Raw genomic sequence first — 2561 nt, 5'->3', positions numbered from 1 at the left:
ACAAGCATTTATAACTGTGTCGATGTTCTTATCGTTTAAAAGTTTCTTTAAAACTCCATATTGTTTTTTAGTGCTTTTAGATACTTCATAAATATATTCTTCTGGAATTATAGGAAGAGTGTCTATTCTCCATTTCTTCCATTTTTCATCAATCTTATCTGGACTTGCCATTTGAATTAAATGACCGACACACCAAGAAACAATGTATCCACCTCCCTCATAATATCCGTTTTTTCTTGTTCTTGCTCCAATTACTTTTGCAATTGTAACTGCTACACTTGGCTTTTCTGCTATTACTAACTTCATTAATACCTCCATAAATAAAAAAAGAGCGAAAGATTTCTCTCTCGCTCAAAGTTTTTCTCCCGAAGATTATATTATTTTCGGGAAAATTCTACTTATTAATTTCTTTTTCTAGTTCTTTAAGAACTTTTATAATCTCTTCAAAGTTTGGATAGTCTCCATAAATCATTTCTGACATAGCCTTATAATCTTTTTCTATTTCAGAAAATCGAAACTCTCTTGGAACTAACTTTAATCTACCATTTAATGCATCTTCATACCTTGCCCACTTTCTAGGGTAGAATTTCATTTTAAATTCAGTTACTTTCTTTAATAACTCCTTATCCTCTAAGGCTCTATCTTTGAAATCTGAATTTGCTATTTTATATAAGTCATAAAAGTGTCTTGCATACCTATGTGGCATAGAAGAAGATTCTGGTCTATTTGCTTCATGATGAAGTATAGTTGCCTTTTCCCAAAAAGTTCTCTCTGCTGATACTGTTCTTATATTAGTTTTTTCTTTAAATATATTTGGGTAGACTTCGCTAATTATTGGCAGGATTTCCACTTCAATTGCAGGTGTCCATGCTGCAAGACTTCCTATTTCGAGTCTTATATTTTGTGTTAAATAATTAGATTCAAAGATTTTAGGATATTTACATAGAATTGTTTGTGGATCAAGACTATCAACCCAAAATTCAAAGTCCATATCATTTAAATCTTCTTCTAAAACTTTTAAAAATTCATCTCTTAAAAACAGTTCTGTCTTTTCATTAACTGCTTTGTTGAATTTATCTTGCTTGGTATTTGATCTTTCTATCCATGGTTCTTTTTCTTCATAGCCTAATACTCGCCAATCTAAGATTAAATCTATATCTTCAGAAAATCTTTCTATCAGTTCAAAACACTTTGAAAGTGATGTACCACCTTTAAAGGTAAAATATTCTTTCCATTTGTTTTCATTAAATAGATAATCTAAGATAAAAGTAACCCAATAGTCTTTTTCAATAACTGCCTCAGATACATTTTTCTTTCTGGCTGTATTTACTATTAAAACTCTTAAATCATCTTTGTTTTCTACATAAAACTTATTCATTTTGATCCTCGCAGATTTCTCTTATCACTTCATATATCCATGATGGAACTGATTTTGATTCGTTCGTTAGATCTATTCTTTCTTTTTCAGTTAAGTTTTCTCTTATCTTTTGTATAACTTCATTAGTTATATTTTCTTTACCTAAAGACTTAATTGCTTGAATAACTGTTGCAGTCTTTAAGGACATATTGGCAATTTCTCCTGGATTTACTTTTTTAAATTCTAAAATGGTATCTCCAATTTTATATTCCTTATATCTGCCACTAGATATATATTTATAGTGAGTTGGAACTTGTGTGGATAGTCCTAATAAGTTTAAGGCTGTACTATTATATGGTGCAATATTCCAATTGTATTTTCTTGCTATGGCAAGTGCTAACTCGTAAATTGATACTGCTTCGTACTCTCCAATTAATTCACTGTATCTTGGATTGTAATAAAAGCCATCAATGACACGCTTAATTTTTCTTTCATTAACCATTCTATTCAATGTCTTTCTAGCAGTTTCATAAGATGTAATATCTAAAAAGTCATTGGCAAAAAATACCTTATTTGATTCAAAACTATTTATTTTATCTGATATTTTTTCTGTATATGAACTCATTACAATCCTCCTTTGTCCCAAATATCATATCATATCTGGGACAAAGGTTCAATTGTACTTAAATTTAATATTCTTATAATAGTTCATCATCTTCATCTAAAGATTCTTCGTGAGTTTCATCATCGTCATCATCTTCTGACTCACTAATATAATCCTCATCATCTTCTTCAAAGTCTTCCAACATTTTATCTTCTTTTGCTTTAACTACCTTAAAATAGTATCCTGCTCCTATAACTCCTCCAATTACAAGTGCAATAATTAGAAATGAACCTATCCCGCTTTTCTTTTCTTCTTTTACTGGAACAACCGTAGGCTCTTCTTTTTTTACTTCTTCTTTCTTAGGTTCCTCAACCTTTACAGCGTTTTTATCTTCTGATTCAATCATATTAAGTAGGTCTTGCTCTCCTACTTCTGTCAATAGCCTTACATTATCTTGATTTGATGAGTGATCCACTATTAGGTGCATAGTTTTTCCACTTTTAGTTTGAAATGTTAAAAATTGTCTTACATCTACTGGATTTTCTTTATCTTTTTCTGTATCTCCACTTGGTGTAATATCTTTTCCATTCCTATCTACAT

Annotated in this window: 4 protein-coding genes; all 4 read right to left on the bottom strand. The window is 30.2% G+C overall.

Going from position 1 to position 2561, the window contains the following annotated elements; genetic code table 11:
* Positions 1-306, bottom strand: a 306-nt coding sequence (locus tag CS884_RS00080) for a toprim domain-containing protein (RefSeq protein WP_257875708.1), incomplete at its 3' end; no start/stop codon positions are given.
* An 88-nt stretch (positions 307-394) separates the two neighbouring features.
* Positions 395-1378, bottom strand: coding sequence for a nucleotidyl transferase AbiEii/AbiGii toxin family protein (locus tag CS884_RS00075; protein WP_036757771.1), 984 nt, complete (start codon positions 1376-1378; stop codon positions 395-397).
* Positions 1371-1982 (bottom strand): DUF6088 family protein, encoded by a 612-nt coding sequence (locus CS884_RS00070; protein WP_036757773.1) that lies wholly within the window; start codon positions 1980-1982, stop codon positions 1371-1373. Before CS884_RS00070 ends, CS884_RS00075 begins: the two co-directional genes overlap by 8 nt.
* Positions 1983-2055: 73 nt before the next feature.
* The coding region (locus CS884_RS00065; RefSeq protein WP_143434402.1) for a CD1107 family mobile element protein at positions 2056-2561 on the bottom strand (506 nt) is incomplete at its 5' end.

Origin of the sequence: Anaerococcus sp. Marseille-P3625, assembly GCF_900232825.1 — a bacterium.
GTDB lineage: Bacteria > Bacillota > Clostridia > Tissierellales > Peptoniphilaceae > Anaerococcus.
This window is presented reverse-complemented; position numbering and strand designations above follow the sequence as displayed.

Coding starts and splice junctions, on each gene's coding strand:
- CS884_RS00075 (WP_036757771.1), bottom strand. CDS start 1,378: ATGAATAAGTTTTATGTAGAAAACAAAGATGATTTAAGAGTTTTAATA.
- CS884_RS00070 (WP_036757773.1), bottom strand. CDS start 1,982: ATGAGTTCATATACAGAAAAAATATCAGATAAAATAAATAGTTTTGAA.